The sequence below is a fragment of the Galactobacillus timonensis genome, from assembly GCF_900240265.1.
GTDB classification, from domain to species: domain Bacteria; phylum Bacillota_I; class Bacilli_A; order Erysipelotrichales; family Erysipelotrichaceae; genus Bulleidia; species Bulleidia timonensis.
This window is the reverse complement of record NZ_LT964739.1, coordinates 307,230-326,650: the sequence shown is the minus strand read 5'-3', so window position 1 is coordinate 326,650 and position 19,421 is coordinate 307,230. Positions and strand designations below refer to the sequence as shown.

General features: G+C 51.7%; 17 protein-coding genes. 12 read left to right on the top strand and 5 right to left on the bottom strand.

Translation table 11 applies throughout. The features are described 5' to 3' along the window. The first annotated feature begins 55 nt into the window (after positions 1-55). The 3 genes from C1714_RS01510 to prmC are packed head-to-tail and all read left to right on the top strand — an operon-like array spanning position 56 to position 3,237. On the top strand, positions 56-1,273 hold the full coding sequence (locus tag C1714_RS01510; protein ID WP_167849885.1) for a sigma-70 family RNA polymerase sigma factor: 1,218 nt from the start codon (positions 56-58) through the stop codon (positions 1,271-1,273). Between the two features lie 12 nt (positions 1,274-1,285). Further along, a complete protein-coding gene (gene prfA, locus C1714_RS01505; RefSeq protein ID WP_102343117.1) occupies positions 1,286-2,368 on the top strand; it encodes a peptide chain release factor 1 in 1,083 nt (360 codons plus the stop codon). Then, positions 2,365-3,237, top strand: a complete 873-nt coding sequence (gene prmC, locus C1714_RS01500) for a peptide chain release factor N(5)-glutamine methyltransferase (protein ID WP_102341527.1) — start codon at positions 2,365-2,367, stop codon at positions 3,235-3,237. Before prfA ends, prmC begins: the two co-directional genes overlap by 4 nt. On the opposite strand, the gene C1714_RS01495 is transcribed toward prmC, so the two are convergent. Continuing rightward, positions 3,201-4,019 (bottom strand): AraC family transcriptional regulator, encoded by an 819-nt coding sequence (locus C1714_RS01495; protein ID WP_102341526.1) that lies wholly within the window; start codon positions 4,017-4,019, stop codon positions 3,201-3,203. The genes prmC and C1714_RS01495 overlap by 37 nt on opposite strands. Positions 4,020-4,142: 123 nt before the next feature. Between C1714_RS01495 and C1714_RS01490 the strand changes: the two genes are divergently transcribed. Next, the gene (locus tag C1714_RS01490) at positions 4,143-6,149 is read left to right on the top strand and encodes an FAD-dependent oxidoreductase (protein ID WP_102341525.1); all 2,007 of its coding nucleotides are present in this window, start codon (positions 4,143-4,145) and stop codon (positions 6,147-6,149) included. Between the two features lie 100 nt (positions 6,150-6,249). Continuing rightward, positions 6,250-6,504 (top strand): class I SAM-dependent methyltransferase, encoded by a 255-nt coding sequence (locus C1714_RS01485; protein ID WP_210115225.1) that lies wholly within the window; start codon positions 6,250-6,252, stop codon positions 6,502-6,504. 216 nt (positions 6,505-6,720) lie between these two features. Here the strand turns inward: C1714_RS01485 and C1714_RS01480 are convergent, their stop codons facing one another. Beyond that, the gene (locus C1714_RS01480) at positions 6,721-8,202 is read right to left on the bottom strand and encodes a hypothetical protein (RefSeq protein ID WP_102341524.1); all 1,482 of its coding nucleotides are present in this window, start codon (positions 8,200-8,202) and stop codon (positions 6,721-6,723) included. A gap of 8 nt (positions 8,203-8,210) precedes the next feature. Continuing rightward, the gene (gene tnpA / locus C1714_RS01475) at positions 8,211-8,624 is read right to left on the bottom strand and encodes an IS200/IS605 family transposase (protein WP_167849884.1); all 414 of its coding nucleotides are present in this window, start codon (positions 8,622-8,624) and stop codon (positions 8,211-8,213) included. A 195-nt stretch (positions 8,625-8,819) separates the two neighbouring features. On the opposite strand from tnpA, the gene C1714_RS01470 reads away from it, so the two are divergent. The 4 genes from C1714_RS01470 to C1714_RS01455 all read left to right on the top strand — a co-directional run bounded on the left by C1714_RS01470 (position 8,820) and on the right by C1714_RS01455 (position 13,726). After that, complete coding sequence (locus C1714_RS01470) at positions 8,820-9,125, top strand: class I SAM-dependent methyltransferase (RefSeq protein ID WP_167849883.1); 306 nt, start codon at positions 8,820-8,822, stop codon at positions 9,123-9,125. A 438-nt stretch (positions 9,126-9,563) separates the two neighbouring features. After that, a complete protein-coding gene (locus C1714_RS01465; RefSeq protein WP_102341522.1) occupies positions 9,564-10,097 on the top strand; it encodes a DUF8052 family protein in 534 nt (177 codons plus the stop codon). A 94-nt stretch (positions 10,098-10,191) separates the two neighbouring features. After that, the gene (locus tag C1714_RS01460; RefSeq protein WP_102341521.1) at positions 10,192-11,964 is read left to right on the top strand and encodes a carbon starvation CstA family protein; all 1,773 of its coding nucleotides are present in this window, start codon (positions 10,192-10,194) and stop codon (positions 11,962-11,964) included. Between the two features lie 148 nt (positions 11,965-12,112). Beyond that, on the top strand, positions 12,113-13,726 hold the full coding sequence (locus C1714_RS01455; protein WP_102341520.1) for a transposase: 1,614 nt from the start codon (positions 12,113-12,115) through the stop codon (positions 13,724-13,726). Between the two features lie 177 nt (positions 13,727-13,903). Here the strand turns inward: C1714_RS01455 and C1714_RS01450 are convergent, their stop codons facing one another. Both C1714_RS01450 and C1714_RS01445 read right to left on the bottom strand, forming a co-directional pair. Beyond that, positions 13,904-14,794, bottom strand: a complete 891-nt coding sequence (locus C1714_RS01450) for an ROK family protein (RefSeq protein ID WP_102341519.1) — start codon at positions 14,792-14,794, stop codon at positions 13,904-13,906. Beyond that, positions 14,794-15,489, bottom strand: a complete 696-nt coding sequence (locus C1714_RS01445) for an N-acetylmannosamine-6-phosphate 2-epimerase (RefSeq protein WP_102341518.1) — start codon at positions 15,487-15,489, stop codon at positions 14,794-14,796. The genes C1714_RS01450 and C1714_RS01445 overlap by 1 nt, the downstream gene beginning before the upstream one ends. Before the next feature lie 130 nt (positions 15,490-15,619). On the opposite strand from C1714_RS01445, the gene C1714_RS01440 reads away from it, so the two are divergent. The 3 genes from C1714_RS01440 (at position 15,620) to C1714_RS01430 (ending at position 19,371) form a co-directional block, all read left to right on the top strand. After that, the gene (locus C1714_RS01440; RefSeq protein ID WP_102341517.1) at positions 15,620-16,975 is read left to right on the top strand and encodes an FAD-dependent oxidoreductase; all 1,356 of its coding nucleotides are present in this window, start codon (positions 15,620-15,622) and stop codon (positions 16,973-16,975) included. Positions 16,976-17,049: 74 nt separating this feature from the next. Beyond that, positions 17,050-18,000, top strand: coding sequence for a winged helix-turn-helix domain-containing protein (locus tag C1714_RS01435; protein ID WP_102341516.1), 951 nt, complete (start codon positions 17,050-17,052; stop codon positions 17,998-18,000). Between the two features lie 60 nt (positions 18,001-18,060). After that, positions 18,061-19,371, top strand: a complete 1,311-nt coding sequence (locus C1714_RS01430) for a C4-dicarboxylate ABC transporter (RefSeq protein ID WP_102341515.1) — start codon at positions 18,061-18,063, stop codon at positions 19,369-19,371. Positions 19,372-19,421: the final 50 nt, after the last annotated feature.

Genomic DNA, 19,421 nt, shown 5'->3' with positions numbered 1-19,421 from the left:
GGCGGTTGCTGCGGATACAAATATGATAAAATGGGGGACGCGAAGGGGGTTGTTCATGGCTAAGAATCCCAATGTTGCCCCGGACAAAGGGCAGGCACTTGAAAATCTCAAAAATGAAATATTGAAGAAGAGCCAGGCAGGTGAAAGCATCGATCAGGATGCGCTTCAGATGAAGGCTGAAAAGCTGCGTCTTACCGAGGAAGAGGAAGACGATCTTTTCAACTGGTGTGAAGAGAACGGTATCCTGATTGATCTGAAGGATTCTGCGGAAGACGAACTTGACGCCCTGGATGACGCAGAAGACGAGGAAAGTGACGCGGAAGAGGCGGCTCTGGTGGATGAATCATCTTCGCAGGATTCCGATGAAGATTCGGAAGAGTCTGTGGACGGGAATGTTGTTCCGGATGCATATGTTGAACGCAACCGGCGTATGGGGACGGGGGATTCGGTCCGCCACTATCTGCAGCAGATCGGGAAGGTGCCTCTGCTTACGGCCAGTGAGGAACATGACATCGCGGTGCGTGCGCGCCAGGGGGATGAAGAGGCGCGTCAGAAACTGATTTCAAGTAATCTGCGGCTGGTCGTCTCGATTGCCAAGAAATATCAGAACCGTGGTCTGGCGTTTCAGGATCTGATTCAGGAGGGCAACATCGGTCTGATGCACGCGGTGGAGAAGTTTGATCCGGACCGCGGCTTCCGTTTCAGTACGTATGCGAGCTGGTGGATTCAGCAGTCGATGATCCGGGCCATTGCGGATCAGAGCCGTGATATCCGTCTGCCGGTACATATGGGAGAGCAGATTACGAAGGTGCGCCGTGCGCAGCGTGAGCTGACGCAGGAAAATAACCGTGAGCCGACCTATGCCGAAATTGCGAAGCGTGTCGGCGGCGGCATGACGGCGGAACATGTTGAGGAAGTGCTCAAGATTGCGCAGGAGCCTGTATCGCTTGAGTCGCCGACCGGTGAAGAAGACAGCAGTACGCTGTCCGACTTCATCGAGGACAAGCGGACTGTGAACCCGGCGGAATATGCGTCGAACAGCTCGATGCGCGAAGCTGTACGTGCGATGGTGGAAGGTCTGCCGGATGCGCGTGAGCGTGAAATTGTGAAGATGCGTTTCGGCATCGATGACGGAAATCCGAAGACGCTTGAGGAAGTCGGTCAGAAATTCGGTGTTACGCGTGAACGGGTGCGCCAGATTGAAAGCAAGGCGATCCGCAAGCTGACCAGAGAATATTCCAACAAGCAGGAAATCCGCGATCTGAAAGGATGACAGAAGCTGATGATGAACGAAGAAGCACTGCGCGCTAAAGTGTCCGCAGATGAGAAACGATATAAGGAAATCAATGCCCGTCTGCAGGATGAGGCCGTGCTGGCTGATCATCATCAGATGACGGCGCTGTCCAAGGAGGCGGCGCAGCTGGAAGGCATTGTCGAAGCTGGAAGGCAGTTAAAGGAACTGGATGCGGAGGTCGATGATGCGACGGCCGCATCTTTGGAAGATGATCCCGAGATCAAGGAGATGGCCGCAGAGCAGCTGAATGAAGCTGAATCCAGGCGCATCGAGCTGCTGGAACATATTCAGCATCTCCTTCTTCCGCAGGATCCGGACGATGATCATAACGTGATCATGGAAATCCGCGGCGGCGTCGGCGGCGATGAGGGAAATATCTTCGCCGGCGATCTTTACCGTATGTATACGCGTTACGCCGAAACAAAGGGCTGGAAGATCGAAGTGCTCGAATCTTCGGAGTCGGAGGCCGGCGGCTTTTCCCAGATCATCTTTTCGATCAAGGGAAAGAATGTATACAAGGGGCTGAAGTTCGAGTCGGGTGCGCACCGTGTGCAGCGCGTTCCGAAGACCGAGTCACAGGGCCGTATCCAGACCAGTACCGCAACTGTACTTGTGACAGCCGAGGCGCAGGACGACGATATTACGATTGATCCGAAGGATCTGACGATTGAGACACATCGTGCCTCCGGTGCCGGCGGTCAGCATATCAACAAGACGGATTCGGCGGTGCGCATTGTCCATGTGCCGACCGGCATTACGGTCAACTGTCAGGAAGGACGTTCGCAGATCGAAAACCGCGAGACGGCGATGCGTCTGATCAAGACCCGTGTCTATGAGGAACTGAAGCGTAGAAAAGACGAAGAGGAAGGCAAAATCCGCAAGGCCAAGATCGGATCCGGCGACCGGTCGGAAAAGATCCGTACCTACAACTATCCGCAGAACCGTGTGACGGATCATCGCATCGGCTTTACGACCAATTCTCTGGACCGCATTATGGAAGGAAAGCTCGATGAGCTTCTGGATGCGCTGGCGGCTGCAGATGAGAAGCGCAAACTCGAGGAGGCGGCGCAGTGACAACATTTTCCAGGGCGGTAAAAGCCTATAAGAAACAGTGCCGTCAGAAGGATATTCCTGAAGAGACGGTCATGGCCTATCTGGTAGAGCTTTCGCAGCGGGAACGCTACGATCTCTATCTGCATTATGAAGAGGAAATGCCGGAAGATCTGGGCAGGGCATTTGATGCCGGGATGCAGAGAATTCTTTCCGGGGAGCCGATGAACCATGTGCTTGGCTATTCCTGGTTCTATGGCTATAAGATGATCGTAAATGGCGATGTTCTGATTCCCCGCCCCGAGACGGAGGAGCTGTGTGCCCATGTGCTGGCACAGATTGATCATCTTTTTCCGCAGGGGACGCTGGAAGCGGCCGATGTCGGTACGGGCAGCGGAGCGATTGCGATTACGCTGGCCAAAGAGGAACCGCGGCTGCACATGCAGGCGATGGACATCTCGGAAAAGGCAATTGCCGTCGCAAAGGAGAATGCACAAATCAACGATGCCGCCGTCGAATTCCTGGTTGGCGACATGTGCCAGCCGCTGATCGATGAACATGCGCAGCTGGACATTCTCGTGTCCAATCCACCGTATATTCCGGTGCATGAAAAGATGGAGCGCAGTGTGACGGACTATGAGCCGCATGTGGCACTGTTCGGCGGAGAGGACGGGCTGTTCTTCTATCGCCGCATCTTTGATGATTGCAGAAAAGTTCTGAAGCCTCGTTCGATGATGGCCTTTGAAATCGGCTGGGACGAGAAGGAAGGCATCACGAAGCTGGTGCAGGAAAAGCTGCCGGAGGCGCAGTTTGAAATTCTCAAGGATATGAACGGGAAGGATCGGATCCTGATGGTTTACTTCGGAATGGGAGCGGAAGCTCTGCATTCCTGATTATTGGTTCGACGGTATTGAGCTGGTGTCATGCCATAGCTTTGCTTGAAGCAATGCATGAACCAGCTTTTATCATGGAAGCCGACGGCGGATGCGATCTGCTCGATCGTCATCTCGGTTGTCATTAACATATGCGCCGCCTGATCCAGGCGCATGGACCGCACTTTCTCCGTAAACGAGACGCCGGTGATGTGCTTGAAGCGCACCGAAAGATAGTCGGGATTGTACCCGAAGCGCTGTGCCGTTTCTTCCAGCGTGACGGTTGTGTAGTGGTCGCCGATGTATTTCATGATCCGTCCAAAACGGTTTTTGGAAACCATTGTCGAATCCGGAACGATCAGCGTATTGTCCCGGGTACGATCAAGACACGTCAACAGGCCTACGGTAAGCAGACGGATCATCTTTTCCTGATACATCGATTCCGTCTGCACCTCCTTCAGCAACAGACGCATGAAATACTCGGCTTCCGTCGTTCCCCTGGTACGGAAATAGAGATGTTCGCCCTGCGGGTGATCGGTATGCAGAAAGTCATAGATGATGCGGCAATCAATGAGCTGGGATTCCATCAGCTCATCCTGAAAGCCCTGTTCATAAAGGACAACAGACACAGGGCCGCCCAGCACTGCCTGCCAACGCTCATTCTGCCTGGCCAGGATCAGATCCTGCCCATGCATGCGGAAGACATGATCATCGAGGCTGAGCGTTGTCTGGCGCTGGACGGCAAGGAGAGTGAGCCAGTCAGTTGTGCCGGTTTCGGCAGTGGTAAAGGAAACTTTGTTCATGATTGAAATCCTATCACAAAGAACCGTTGATATATAAGAAACCGACACTTTTTGGACAAGCTGACAACATTGTGAACAGATGAACGTGTTTCTATACTTTCATGCGGAGGAAGGAAAAGAGACATGAAAAAGTGGTTTAAGTCAATTCTCGCCTGCTTAACAGCGGTTTCTCTGGCAGCCTGCGGCAGCGCGAGCACTTCGGCATCGTCTTCTGCGGAAGCTTCTTCTGCATCGAACGTGAAGGATGGTACCTACACGGCTTCGGCAGAGGGATTCGGCGGACAGGATGTCACGGTCACGATCACAGTTGAGGGCGGCAAGATTACGAATACCGTCGTCGACGCTTCGACGCAGTCGGCCGATTATGGTCAGAAGGCGGCGGATACGCTGGCTCAGGAGATCACGGATGGTCAGACCTGGGATATCGATGTTGCCAGCGGCGCTACGGTGACGCGCAATGGTGCAAGTGAAGCTGCCAAGGACGCAATGAGCCAGGCAGGCTTCGATGTTGACAACCTTGCCAAGACATCGGCTGCGAGTGGCGAAGATGAGACGGCGGAGTGCGATGTGCTTGTGATCGGGGTCGGTGCTTCAGGTTCCGTTGCGGCTTTGAAGGCTGCAGAATCGGGCGCCAAGGTCATCGGCGTTGAAGCTACGGATCATATCGGCGGAATGGGCAATGCGGCACAGGGTATGTTCGCTGTCGGTTCTGTTGAGCAGAAGGACCGCTATGGTGAAGATGGTGAGACGACGGATGAAGAGTACTGGTACAACCATTTCCAGGAAAGCAACGATGATCTTGGCAATGCGAAGCTGATCCGTACCTTCATTTCGGAAGCGAAGAATACAGTCAGCTATATGCTGAACCATGGCGTTGGTTTCTTCCTGTCGAAGACGGCGCAGCAGATTGCGCACTTCGATACCGAGGTTGTATATCATCGCTGGAACAATGCAGATCCGTTTACATACATCGGAAATGCGCTGGATGAGAACGGAGTCGATATCCGTTACAATACGACAGCCAACTCTCTGACAACGGATGCGGACGGCAATGTCACCGGCGCTGTCTGCACGAAGGCCGATGGCGGCACCCTGACGATTACGGCAAAGAGCACGATCGTTTCGACGGGATCGTTTGCCAACAATCCGGATCTGATGAAGGAAGTGCTTGGCGAAGAGGTTTATAACAATGCGATGGTGATGGCGGGCGCTGAGCTGCCGGGCCTTGAGATGATGTGGAACGTCGGCGCTGCCAAGGGCGATCTGCTTACGATGAACCATGGCGTTGTGACGATGAATGCGGATGAGAAGGTCTCTGAGCTGACGCTGAATACACCGATTCTCTGGGTCAACCGCGAAGGCAAGCGCTTCATGAACGAAGACCTGCTCAAGGATACGGTTCACTTCTCGAGTGCGGTTGTTGCGCAGGGCGGTGTTGCTTATACGATCGTTGATCAGGCGACGGTGGACCGCTGGACGGATATGAGCCAGGAGAAAACCGGTACTTGGATCCATTACTGGGATCAGCACGGGATTGTGGATGAAAACGGTGAGCCGACAATTTACCATGCGCCGATGGATATCGATACATGGAATGCAGGCTTTGATGCTCTGACGGCTGCGGGTGAAGGCGGCGTCTTCGATACGATTGAAGAGGCTGCGGCATTCATCGGCTGCGATGCGGATGATCTGCAGGAGACGATCGACAACTACAATACGTATGTTGAAAACGGCTACGATGAGGAGTTCTTCAAGGACAAGGAAGATCTGGTGTATTCGGTCAAGGAAGGCCCGTACTATGTGACGAAGGGACATTCCGGTGTTCTGGGGGCGCTGGGCGGCGTCAATACGAATGAGCTGCTCGAAGTTCTGCGCGATGATCAGAGCGTGATCGGCAACCTGTACGCTACCGGGAACAACGTTTCGGGTATCTCGCACGGTGCTTACCAGGATGTAGAAGGCGTGGGCCTTGGCTTCTCGCTGACCTCCGGACGTCTGGCCGGTGCACATGCCGCAGAAAATGCCGGCTATACACCGAGTGAAGATACGACGGAGCTGACGGAACTTGGTCAAAAGACCATGGAAGAAGCGACCGCCCGCGGCATGCAGGGAACGACGAAGCACGAGTAAAGAAACAACAGGAAAAAAGGCAGAAATCCTCGCGGAGATCTGCCTTTTGCGTTTTCTCTGTTGGTTAGAAAATACTAACAAAAGAAACGGGGAGGTTATGATGTCATTTCTGCAGAATACAAGGAAACCGGTTGGACTTGGCGGGAAGCTGATGGCTAAGGGGATGAACAGCGGGACGCATGCGAAGCTTGCCGTGTGGGGGCTGAGGCATTTATCCATTGCCCCGGACGCAAAGATTCTGGATGCGGGCTGCGGCGGCGGAGCAAATGTGAAGCGTTTGCTTGAAGCTGCACCAAAAGGACAGGGGACGGGGCTCGATTATTCTGATGTCAGCCTGACTACTCCCCATGGCTGAAGCCAGGGGGTTCTGGAAAACACTATGGTCCAGTATGTTCACATTACCAAGGGTAATGCACACGCTTCAGATAGTTCATTCCATCACATTGCGCAGGCTGTTCCGTATGGAATGTGCTGCTCTGACCCGGCCGTCTCCTGAAAGGAGATGACCTGTCATGCACTTGTGCCTTGCGCTGTTACGCCGGCGTAGTCACTACGGCGCTTGAAGCTTATATCAATTGATATACCAGGACAGTTGTCCAGTCTTATGAAGGCGGGCAACTTCCGCATCCTGATGTGATTTGAAATTCTGAAAATCGTCATATGCAGACTTTTCATTGATATGCATGCCGTCTGCGTTCGTATGCTGAATCAGATATGCGCTGAGCAGATCTCTCTGCACAATAATATCCTGACCGGATGAGTCTTTGCCAAGAAGGATCATCCGGTCTTTTAAGTCCTTCTGTTTATATGTCCCGTCCAGCGGGTTGTATTGCGATGCCTTCACCTTCCAGGTATCCACATACAGAATGGATTTTCCTGTCTGATGAAGTTTTTGATCAATGATGCTGATGAGCAGGGCAGGCGCCCGGCGTTGAATTGTTTTCCCATACCGCTTTTTACTGCGAATGCGCCCGTTCTTTGAGTTTATGGTCTGTTTCTTTGAACGCCTGGCAAGACCTTTCACGCTCATCCTTTCCACCCGAATATCGGATCCCCTGGCAATCAGCAGCTTTGCCAGTATGCAATGACTCTGCTTCCGATATACCTGCTGCTTACGGCTGAGTTCTGCATACTTCTGTTTCAGTTTTCTGTAACGGCGGGAAGCCTTCCATTCGTGCCGGCCTTTTTTGATCGTTCCGCAGGGATTGTAGTTCTCCGGGTTCATGGCTCTTCGGGAGCGGTCCATCGCTCTCTGCATTCGTTTCATCTTCGCTTCATTTGGTTTACATTCCGGCGCCAGCTCCACCAGCAGAGCGGAATCGTCTGTTACTGAGGCAATGGTTGAAGTGCCTTCATCCAGTCCCTGGGTTCCTTCCCCGAACTTCAGATTTTTCATGGGCGGAGTTCCTTCCATCACAAGCTGTGCATACCAGCGTTCTTTCCCACGGATGATGCGCTTCAGAATGCGAACATATTTCACCCGATCCTTAAGGCACTGCATTCGATACGGATCATCCCGGGGAATAATGATTTCGTATTCATTCCCCCTGCCAAGGCATACCACCATTTTGGAACGATTGAAATGCAGCACGGATTTATAGGACTTTCCCTCAAAAGAAGTGCCTTTTGCGTGAGAGAGAAATCTCACTTTTCCTGCCTGATGGGTACGCACTTTTTCAATGGCGCGGAATGCACGGGTTGCCAGTTTCTGACATTCATCAATCCCGAGCGTGCAGTACTTCGGATGCAGAGATGCGACATACGCATGCATGCTGTACTCAGAATAGGAGTGCCAGTCATAAACGGCAGCGAACTGCTTTCTGCGATCATCTGTCTTCTCAGCCCTTTGTTTCCTGTATTTGTATTCTTTGCAGAGCGCTGTATATTCCGGATCATTGATCACTTTATGCATGCGCTTCAAGCCCTCTTTCAGGCAAAGATTATAAACGGAGACAGCCGCATTCTCCGCATGATGAAGTACGGCAAAACCACCTGTTTTTGCAGGCTTGAGTTCATATTCTGCAATGTAAGAGGGAGTTTTGCATTTCTTCATTGCGCTCCTTAATGGCTCTTCTGATCTTCAATATATTTGCGTACGGTATCTTCGTTAATGTTTCCGACAGTACATAAAAAGTAGTTTCTGGTCCATAAACATGGAAGGCACGTCTTCAGTTTTGGAAACTCTTCTCTTAATACATGGGAAGAATATCCCTTCATGTGCTTGATCACGTAATGAGGAAGAATGCGCGGATCCATGGAAAGGAACATATGCACATGGTCCGGCATAACTTCCAGGGCCAGAATCTCAACGCCAAGATCTTCTGCCTTTTCATACAGCAGCTCTTTAAGCCTGGCATCAATGGGAGGAGTTAATACAGGTCTGCGGTATTTCGGGCAGAAAATGATATGAAACTGGTTTTTGTAAACCAAACCATCCTTCCGAATGTAGGTATCTTCATCTTTAGTTCGTTTCATAACTAAATTATAAAAGAAACGTCGTATGAAAACAAACCGCAAGGCATGAAAAATAGCTTCCTTATGCGCTTTATGCCGCTTCCTCCCCTTGACTGAAGTCAGGGGCTCCCGCGGCTAATCTGTTGTGGAAGAAACGGAAAAAGTGAACCGCACTGCGATCCGGGAGGGACGCTGCCGCGTGGTACAGGGGGGGGTGTGAGTTCTCTTCCATTTGAAGATGACAGCTTGGATCTTGTGACGGCATTTGAGACGGTCTACTTCTGGCCGGATATTGAGCAGACATTTGCCGGGATCCGCAGGGTGCTGAAGCCGGATGGCGTCGTCTTCATCTGCAATGAATCGAACGGTCATGATAAGGAGGCACTGAAATATTCAAAGATCATCGATGGTATGACGCTGTATGATGCGGATCAGCTTACGGACCTTCTGAAGGAGGCAGGCTTCCGTGATGTCGTAATCGATATCAATGGCGTTTGGCTGTGCGTAAAGGCGGTTTGCTGAGAAGATCAGGCAGCGATTTCATCGCTGGGTTCATAAGGAATGTAAATTGTTACATATGTGTAACAAAGGAGTTTCAAAATACTGAAAATAATTCGCAAAAATATATTGCCGCTTTCATGCCGGGCTGGTATTCTACAGTCATCACAAGTGAACAAGTAAAGCAATGAAACAGAACACGCTGAGCCGGAAGTCTTTCGATAGAGAGCTGTTGTAGTGGTGGAAGGCAGTGGAAGCGATGGTGAGGTATCCTCTGTGAGCAGCGCGCCGAACTTTGAGTAGGCTGCGACGTATTCCGCGTTAAGGATTACCTGTTGCTGGACAGGGAAAGTGGCCATGTTTTATGGCAATCAAAGTGGTACCGCGGAAGCTGAACTTTCGTCTTTGAAATCAAAGGCGGAAGTTTTTTTGTGGATTCATCCGTCAGGAACAGGAGGAGCTATGCAGGATCTGAATCAGTTTGCGGAAAAAGTTATGAAATCCTATGAAGCATATTACGACGTGCACCGGTGGGAAGATGAACTGTTTGCGGCCCGGATGGACTTCCATATGGAAAACGATAACTATGTCCTGTTTAAGAAGAATGTTACGAACCAGGCGATGGTGCATGAGTACTGCTGGCTGCTGGCTGTGAAGCACCTGGATTCAAAAGTCTATCGACGGGCGGAAGCGGAAGTTCTGCGGCGCGGAATGGAGCTGATCGATCCGAAGCAGAATCACCACATGTCGACGACGCTGAGTCTTCTGGTGGTGTGTGAAAGCTGTGACAGCGAGGCGCTGAAGGCGTTGCGGTGCTGCCGGATTCATAAAGAATTCCGCTTCGGTCTCGATGGGTATATGGATTTCCATACGGGGATTGCGGTGCTGGAAGACGGGAAGACGGCGTGCAACTTCAGCGGTGGGGACCTGCGAAGAAACCTGAAGAATCTGCTGAAGATGGAAAGCAGGCGATTGCGTCTGGCACAGCAGACGTAACGAAGAGAAACGGCAGTAGAAACAATCGAAACAAAAAACAATACGGTTCAATTCATCAGGGAAACAACATACAGACAAAGGGAGAGTAAAGGGTATGAATAGTGCAGTGATGTTATTGCTGGGAGTTGCGGCGCTGGCCTGCGGCTATCTGTTTTACGGCCGCTGGCTTGCCAGAGAATGGGGCGTGGATCCGGGCCGCGAAACGCCGGCGTATACGTATGAGGACGATGTGGATTATATGCCGGCGAAGCCGGCGGTACTGATGGGGCATCACTTTTCTTCGATTGCCGGTGCCGGCCCGATTACGGGTCCGGTGCAGGCGGCTGTCTTCGGTTGGCTTCCGGTGCTGTTATGGATTCTGGTCGGCGGTATCTTCTTTGGCGGTGTCCATGATTTCGGCGCCCTGTTTGCTTCGATTCGCCATAAGGGACAGTCGATCGGTGAAATCATTGCCGATACGATGGGAACGAAGATGAAGAAGATGTTCCTGGTCTTTGCGTATCTGACGCTGTTATTGGTTGTGGCGGCGTTCAGCTCCATGGTTGCCGGAACCTTTGCGGCAACATTCACAGCGGAAGGCGCGGTTGATTATGCGGCCAGCGCAGGAAATGCATCGACGGCGATGATTTCGCTTCTGTTCATTGTTCTGGCAATTGGCTTTGGCTTTGCGATTTACCGTCGTCATGCGCCATTACTGGTGTCGACACTGGTTGGCTGCACAGGCATTGTGGCGGTGATTTTTGTGGGAATGAATTTTCATCCCTTCTATTTCTCGAATACGACCTGGATGGTCATCATCGGTGTCTACATTGCGGTCGCTTCGGTTGTGCCGGTATGGATTCTGTTACAGCCACGGGATTATCTGAGCTCCTTTCTGCTGTACTTTATGATGGCAGTTGCCGTTGTTGGTATTCTTGGGGCACATGCGGATATCTCGGCGATGCCGGCGTTTACGGGCTTTACGGCTTCTTCCGGATCCATGTTCCCGGTGCTGTTTGTGACGGTTGCCTGCGGCGCAATCTCGGGCTTCCATTCGCTGGTATCTTCGGGCACGACATCGAAGCAGCTGGACAATGAGAAACATGCGTTACCGGTTGCCTATGGGTCGATGCTCATTGAGTGTGTCCTTGGTATCTGCACGATCTGTGCTGTCGGTTACGTGTGGGACCGCTTTGCGGGTGGTACACTGACCAATCCGATGCAGGTATTCTCGGTCGGTATCGCTTCGATGGTTGCTTCGATTCCGGGGCTGTCCGGGGTGCAGAATGTTCTGCAGACACTGCTGATCCTGGCAATCTCGGTGTTCTGCCTCACGTCGCTTGATACGGCGACGCGTCTAGCGCGCTATACGTTCCAGGAGTTCTGGCTCGATGAAGGTGAAACCGTTCCGGAAACGACCGGGCTCAAGAAGGTTCTGACCAATCCCTATCTCGCTACGGCGTTCACGGTTGTTGTCGGTGTCGGTCTTGGTATGACGGGCTATCTCAATATCTGGCCTCTGTTTGGTGCGAGCAACCAGCTGCTGGCTGCGGTGGGTCTGTTGGCGGTGGCTACGTGGCTTGGCAAGGTTGGCAAGAACAACAAAATGTTCTATGTTCCGATGGTATTCATGCTGGTGGTGACGGTTACATCGCTGAGCCAGACGATCCTGAGCAATGTGAATGCGCTGACTTCCGGTGCCGTTGCAGGTGCGGAGTTCGGCTGGTCGCTGACACGTACGGTGATTGCGGCTGTGCTGATTGTGCTGGCTCTGATTCTTGCGTTTGACTCAATCCGTACCATGATGCGGCAGGCGAAGGAAAAGAAGGCTTCAAAGACAAAGTCAGGAACCAAAGCATCAGAGACTCTGGCTTCGGAACAGGCATAATTCTGTTCAATCAGTAACATGTATGAAAAAGGGGCTGTAACAGTTGAATGACTGTTATGGCTCCTTTTTCGGCGGTCTGATGTTAAAGAAGTTCAAGAAAGTTGAAATCCATGTTGATTAAATACATGCTTGCATGTATAATTAAGGTATGAAAAATGCTGATCTTGTTTTCGAAGGACCCGATCAGCGCACTTATTATAACGCTGTTCAGCTGGCCCTGCCTCTTAATCTCTTTATCAAAGTGCCTCAGGATGACACCCTTTATTCGTTTCTCGGTGCGGTGAAAGGAGTGAACTTCAGCCGTTATGTGAAACCAATCCGTTCGAATAACTCCCGCAGTCATGACAGAGGTATGCTCGTTAAAGTCATTCTCTTTGCCTACATGAATCGCATTTATTCCCTGGAAGATATCGTCCAGCACTGTCGGACCGATATCCGGTTCATCTATCTCTCTAATCAGGAAATGCCCAGTAAAATGGCCTTTTCGCGTGTGATGAATCAGCTCACTGAATCCATTGACAGCCTCATGAAGGATCTCAACCTGGATATTATCAACGAGACTGGAATTGATCCGAACACTCAGTTCGTAGATGGCACGAAGATCGAGGCGAATGCGTACAAGAATTCCTTTGTTTATAAGAAACGAATTCTGAATGCACGTGCAGATCTCTTCCGCGATATTACCAAAGCGGTCACCTCACTGAATCTCGCTTATGGGTACTATTACGAAACCAAAGTGAGATACTCTGCTTTGGAAATATGGTTCATCGTTCAGTATCTGATGGATGTCATGGTTCATGAAAACATTCAAATTCAGTACGGAAAAGGAAAGCGCAAGTCAGACATTCAGAAGCGGTATGATCTTCTGCTTGGCTACGCAATACGGCTCAGCGGCTATGAGACCTGGCTTTCTATCATTGGTGACAGGAACAGCTGCTCAAAGACGGATCATGATGCGACCTTCATGGCTACCAAATGGGATTATTACAACCGTTCCGGTGTAACACGCCCCTGCTATAACTGCCAGATCGCCGTTTCAGAGGGATTCATTGTAAACAGCGATATCTATCAGACGCCTGGAGATACGGTCACCTGGGAACCATTTATGGAGCGATTCCACAGCTTATACGGTTATTATCCCAGGGATCCGACGGCTGATGCCGGATATGGAGGTTATGACAATTATCTGTATAACATCCGGCATGGAATAAATCTGGTTCAGAAGTTCCCGATGTACGGCAAGGAACACGACAGAATGTTCAGGAAGAATCACCCATTTAATACATTCAACTGGGGTGTTGATAAAGATGGCTATCGGATCTGTCCGAATGGAAGAAAGTTCGATCATTATGACGGAGACAGAAGTTCAATTTCACGGGCAGGAAATCTGACCATTCTGCAGAATTATTCAGAGCCAAAACATTGCGAAGGCTGTCCACTGAGAGACAAATGTATACCGAAGTACAACAAGCGTGGATATCGTCAGAACAGCGTGAATGTTGTGGGTGAAGAGCTGAAAGCGGAAGCCAGAAAACAGCTGGATTCAGAGAAAGGAATCGAACTGAAAACCAAGCGCAGCGAGCAGGCGGAAGGTGCCTTCGGAGTGATTAAGGAAGACATGAGATTTACCCGATTCCATAGAAGAGGAATGAAAAACGTAAAAATGGAATTTCTTCTGGTAATCATGGGATACAATCTCCGCAAATATCACCACTGGCGTCTGACTGTGAAGAAGCCAGAGCAGAATTCACTGATGAACTAAAGCGAAAGACAGTAAGAAATTTTCATGGAACTAACAAAGATGTTTTTAATGCGTGCTGATTTGATACCGTCAGCCGCTTTTTCATATTGCCGGAGAATGAATGCTCGAGCACTATCATTCACCATGCAAGAAAAGGGGCCGTAGCAGCCTGAGCAGATTCTAAATATGCTCAAACTGTTACAGTCCCTTTTTCAACAGTGTTTCAGCCGCAGCTGCAGCACCATACAGGCCCGCCTGGTTGCCCAGTCGGGCTTTTTTTAAGGCGATACCATGGAAGCCGGGGATCAGGTGCTTCTGGAAGGCTTCTTCCGTTTTCTGGAAGACGAGAGGCTGTTCCATAATCCCGCCGCCCAAAACAAAGAGCGGAATATTGTAGACGGCCGCAAACGAGCACAGGCCGATGCCGATTTCATCTGTCCAGGCAGTCAGAACATCCATCAACTCAGGCTCCTTCTGCACCTTCTCCATGAAGGAGCGCCCGTCAGTAATGGAAGGGTCGGCAGCTTTGGCTCTTTGCAGTAAGGCCGTGGTCGAGGCCGCCTTCTCATAGCTGCCCGCCCAGGGGTCGCTTTTCTTTTCGGCGTGTACGATCATTCCGCCGGCCATGATTCCGGCATTGGGACCTGCTCCGTAATAGGGGGCACCATTCAGCCAGATGCCGGCACCGATGCCCGTCCCGTAGGTGATGCATAGAAAATCGGCAGCACCCTGCGCTGCGCCGCAGGCATGTTCCCCGGCCGCCGCCGCGTAGGCGTCATTGATTACGGCACAGGGAATGTGAAAGGAATCTTCAAACATCTTACGAACAGGCATACCCGTATAGCCGGGCATATTTTCGTTGGCGTATGCGATGGAACCGTCGGCCGGATTCACCTGTCCGCAGGTACTGATGCCGATGGCATCGAGGTTTTCCGTCAGATGAAGGAGGGCGATGGCGCGCAGAAGCACCTGCTGTGCACCGTCTTTTGCACAGGTGGGAATTGTTTCGCCGGCGGTCAGAATGTTGTTTTCAAAAATGCCGCTTTTAATGGAGGTGCCGCCGATGTCCAGTAGGCCGATGCGTACCATCAGTCCTCCAGCGCTTTCATGAAGCTCTTGGTAATTTCATAGGGGCGGGTGATGGCAGAGCCGACGACGACGGCCCATACGTTCATATCCATCGCGTGCCGCAGCATTTCCGGCGTAGAGATATGACCCTCGGCTATGACCGGCTTTCCGCATTCCAGCACCAGCTTTTTAATCATGGCATAGGGAGGGACTTTGACGCCTTTGGTGTAATCGGTATAGCCCGCCATGGTTGTGCCAATGAGATCGAAACCAAGCTCAGCCGCATGCATGCCGTCTTCGACACTTGCACAGTCGGCCATGAACAGCTGATCCGGATACCTGGTTTTGACGGCATGGAAGAAATCATCCAGAGACTGTCCTTGCGGACGTTTGCGGGCAGTGGCATCCATGGCAAGAATTTCGACGCCGCAAGCCATCAGGGCATCGACTTCTGCCATCGTCGGGGTGATGTACACTTCGGAATCGGGATAGTCTTTCTTGATAATGCCGATAATGGGGAGAGTTGTGTTTTTGCGGATCTCGGCGATATCTTCGGGCGTATTTGCGCGGATACCGCCAGCTCCGCCCATGGTGGCGGCAAGGGCCATGCGGCCCATAATGAAGCTGGAATGCAGAGGTTCCTGCGGCAGCGCCTGGCAGGAGACGATCAGCTTTCCGTGAATGGAATCCAGGATTGTCTGATTTTTCTGATTCATGATAGTTTGCCTTCTTTCTTTTCGCACCGCTTGCATTGGCGGAAAAATCGTCTATGCTGAAAGCAGGTTATTGCGAAGTCCGAAATAATTGTAGAACGGAAAAACGCAACTGAAAAGATCCGGAGGGGTTATGAAAGAAACTGTTTCTTATCATGGACGTGAACTTGAGATTCTGGGAAGCTGGGAAACCATTATTGCCGGCGGCGGCAGTGCAGGTGCATCGGCTGCTCTGACATCCGCTGCGGCCGGGAAGAAAACGCTGGTCGTTGAAAAGTCGATCCGGCTTGGCGGCTCGAGTGTCAATGCGCTTGTTACGCCGATGATGCGCTCCTATACGGGGCATCACAGCAACTTCTATGCGCTGGAAAAGAAGCTCAATGCGATTGCACCGGTGAAGGACCATGGAGTCAGTGAGCAGCGCTGGTTTTCGGCAGAAGCGATGTGCCACAGCTGGGAAGAGCTGTTAAGGGATGCGGGCTGTGACCTGCTGTATGATGCGACGATTGCGGATGTGCTGATGGATCGGGATCATATCAAGGGCCTGGTGGTTGCAGTTACGGACGGTCTTTGCGCGGTGCTTGGTAAGCAGTTTGTCGATGCCAGCGGCGATGCTCTGGTGCTTCGGCTTGCCGGGGTTCCCTGCCGCCGGGGCGATGAGGACGGGAACAATCAGATCTCTTCGCTGCGTTTTGAAGTGGGCGGCGTAGATATAGAGAAGTATCGTTCCTATGTTTTTTCGCTGCATGATACCTACAGTGTGCATCATGAGGCAGGCGATTATTTTGAGTCGGCCATGGTTGGTGGCCGTGGTTTTGCGCTGCAGCCGGTATTTGATCAGGCGGTTCATGACGGGGTGCTGATCCCGGATGATCTTCGCTATTTCCAGAACTATACGGTGCCGGGGAAGCCGGGCGTATTGTCCTTCAATTGTCCGCATCTGGTGCATCTGATGGATAACGAGCATGCGCTGGACAGATCGGTGGCGATCAGTGAGGGGCGCGCAGCCATTCGTCGTCTGGTCCGCTTTTTGAAAGGATATATGCCGGGCTTTGAAAACTGCTATCTGGTGCAGGAGGCTTCGATGCTCGGGGTGCGCGAGTCCTGGGAAATGGTTGGCGACTATGTGATGCCTGCTGAGGATTATACGGGCAGGGCGCGGTTTGAAGATGGTGTTGCCCGGGGCGACTGGTACATTGATGTTCATTCGGCAAAGAAGTCGCTGGTGCATCAGATTGCCTATCAGCCGGGTGACTACTATGAAATTCCCTATCGGGCAATGATTACATCGGCCGTGAAGAATGTATGTGCTGCGGGTCGGTGCATTTCGACGCAGTTTCTGATGGAGGCGAGCATCCGTATCATTCCGACGGTCATTGATATCGGCCAGGCGGCGGGCGAAGCGTGCGTCATGGCACTGGACGAGGGAATCGATCTGCATGCGGTGGATGGAACGAAGCTGCGTGAAAAACTTGGCAAATATTGCTGAGGGGTATTGAAGTCCTTTCCTGCATGTGCTAGTTTGAGAATAGATATTTCGAAGTCCGAAATAATAGGAAGATCATGAAGAAGAGCGGTCTGAAAGACATGAAGAAAGACAATCTCACGATGCTTGTGAGGCTGATTCAGGAACATCCCGGTATTTCCCGCATTGAACTGGCGCAGGAAACCGGTCTTTCTGCGAGCACGGTTTCTTCGCTGGTTTCCCATTTGATGGAGCAGAAGGTGCTGATGGAGAACGGCACCAACAGTACGGGCGGCCGCAGTCAGCGGCGTCTGGAGATCAATCCCGACTTTGGGACGGTCGCTGTCTTTGAAATTTCGCGCCGGAGCATCTGGTACAGCAGCTTTGATCTTTCGATCCGTCTGAAGGGGCAGAGAAAGCTGGAGAACCACTGGCATTCGGGCAATGATCTTCTGGATATGATCCGCGCTGCGCTGGAAGACTGCCATGTGCTTGGCATCGGGCTGTTGTTTCAGGACGATATGAAGGAAAGTGATTTCAACGTCATGATGGATGCGGGCAGCTATGCGCAGCAGATGAAGCTTTCGGATGCGCTGCGTATGTATCTGAAGGTGCCGGTGCAGGAAGATTATTCGATGCATTATACGGTGCAGCAGGCGCTGAGAAAGGACGATGCGGCAGCGTGCTGTGCCCATATACGGCTGGGGACTGAGATTGCGGCCAGCATTACGGTGGATGAGCGGACGATTGATGTGCTGCCTTCGTTCTGCCGTTCCTTTGTGCCGGAAGATGCGGATGCGCAGGAGGCCAAAGACGGTCTGGAGGGGCTGATGATGGCGCTATGTCTGATGTTTCCGCTGGCGTTCATCTTTATTTCGTCCGATTCTTCGGGACATGTGTTCAAATCCCTCAATGCCCGTGATCTGGAACGTGATGTTTCTGCGCGACTTGAGAATGATCGTTTGAAAGTTTTCTTTCTGGATCAGCGTGCTTCCCATGACCATGAAGGCATGGCACGGTGGGTGCGCAGTGAACTGATGTTTTCATAAGGAGCCTCCGGTAAGCCATACCGTGTTCGATAATTAAGGGGTATCTGAAAGGAGAAAAATATGGCACAGGGTATTTTGATTATCATCGCATTTGTAATCATTGCTGCATTGATGATTACAAAGAAGATGCCGACGCTGCTGGCACTTCCGCTGCTGGCGGTCATCATCTGCATCATTGCCGGCGTTCCGGCAGTTGGAACGGACGCCGACGGTAATGCGATCGGCTGGCTGCAGACGGTTTTGGAAGCTGGGACAGTCCGTATGGGATCTGCCATTATGGCGGTGATCTTTGGAGCGTGGCTGGCTCAGCTGATGAACAAAACGGGCGTCACCGAGAACATTATCAAGCGCAGTGCAGAGCTTGGCGGTGATAAGCCGTTTATCGTCACGATCATCATGGTTGCAGTTGTTGCGATTCTCTTTACGACGCTGAGCGGTCTGGGTGCGATTATCATGACCGGTTCGATCGTTCTTCCGATTCTGATTTCGATCGGTGTTCCGGCAATGAGTGCTGCAGCAATCTATATGATGGCATTTACAACGGGTCTTACCATCAACATTGCGCAGTGGCAGAACTATGCGAACATCTTCAGCCTCGATATCTCAGAGATTCAGTCCTTTGAGACAACGATGATGATTCTGACAGCAATTGCGACGCTGATTCTGATCATTGTTGAATTCCGCCGCAACGGTATCAAGTTTGCCTTCTCGGCTCCTGCCAGTGACAAGGCTCCGGCGAGCGATGAAAAGTCGCTGCATGGTGTGCGCGGCTTCCTGGCGATGATTACGCCGCTGATTCCGATTATTCTTGTTGCGTTCTTCAAGATGCCGGTCTGCCCGTCCTTTATGGTTGGAATTATCTGGATCCTGATCTTTACGAGCACTTCCTGGAACAAGGCGATGAACCTTCTTGTGAAGTCGGGCTATGACGGTGTTACGGATGCAGGTCCTGCTGTTCTGCTGATGATCGGTATCGGTATCCTGTTCCTTGCGGTAACGAATGCGAACGTTAAGACGGTTCTTGATCCGTTCCTGCTCAAGATTACGCCGACGACGAGAGTCGGATTCATCATCTTCTTCTCGCTGCTTGCGCCGCTGGCTCTGTATCGTGGACCGATGAACCTGTTTGGACTTGGTTCTGGTATTGCGGCTCTGATTATTGGTCTTGGTACGCTGCAGCCGCAGGCGGTCATGGGCGCATTCCTGTCGGCAGAACGTATTCAGGCATGCGGCGATCCGACGAATACGCAGAACGTCTGGACAGCAAATTTCTGCGAGGTGGATGTCAACGCTTTGACGAAGAAGCTGCTGCCGTATCTCTGGGTTGTGGCAGTCATCGGTGTCATCATCTCCGGTGTTCGTTTCTTCTAAGCAGTTTATAGTATCAGCAGAGGCGGCGCCTTTCTGAATAAGGGAGGCGC